General features: G+C 31.1%; 1 protein-coding gene. It reads left to right on the top strand.

The features are described from left to right. Positions 1 to 44 precede the first annotated feature (44 nt). Positions 45 to 742 (top strand): DNA adenine methylase (locus PQG54_RS12290; RefSeq protein ID WP_271790836.1); only part of this gene is annotated, 698 nt, incomplete at its 3' end.

Below are 742 nucleotides of genomic sequence, written 5' to 3'. Positions count from 1 at the left end.
GTGTAAAATTAAAAAACATTTCTTCATCGACAAGATATAACCTAATGAGAAACTTTGTTTCCCCGCTCAGATACCCCGGTGGTAAAGCATGTCTGTATAATATGCTTGTACCAATCTTACATCATAACAATCTTAATGAGCACTATGCGGAACCTTACGCGGGAGGATGTGGATTAGCACTATCTCTACTTATAAGAAAAAATGCTTCTCATATTCATATCAACGATTTAGATATTACGATATGGGCCTTTTGGCACTGTATTCTTAACCAAACCGAAGAATTCATACAGAAAATTGTCAAAACTCCTATAACACTCGAACAATGGCATATACAACGTGCAATTCATAAACAACAAAATACTAATAATTTATTAGATTTAGGTTTCTCAACATTCTTCTTAAACAGAACGAACCGTTCTGGGATTATTAAATGGGCAGGACCAATAGGAGGATTAAAACAAGAAGGAAAATATAAGTTAGATTGTAGATTTAATAAAGAAGCATTAATTAAGCGTATTCAAACTATTCATTCTTTTAAAAGTCAAATTACATTAACCAATATGGATGCTATCGATTTTATAAATCATTGTAATACATCCTTACCGTCCAATAGCCTTCTATTTATTGACCCTCCCTATTATAATAAAGGTGCCGAATTATATACTAATTTTTATAAAAAAACAGATCACCAAAATCTATCTAAAATTATTCAAAATATTCATTGCCCTTGGTTAATTACTTA

Origin of the sequence: Commensalibacter communis, from assembly GCF_947179015.1 — a bacterium.
In the GTDB taxonomy this organism is placed as follows: Bacteria; Pseudomonadota; Alphaproteobacteria; order Acetobacterales; family Acetobacteraceae; genus Commensalibacter; species Commensalibacter communis.
The sequence above is the reverse complement of the archived record's forward strand: the minus strand, read 5'-3'. Positions and strand labels throughout refer to the sequence as shown.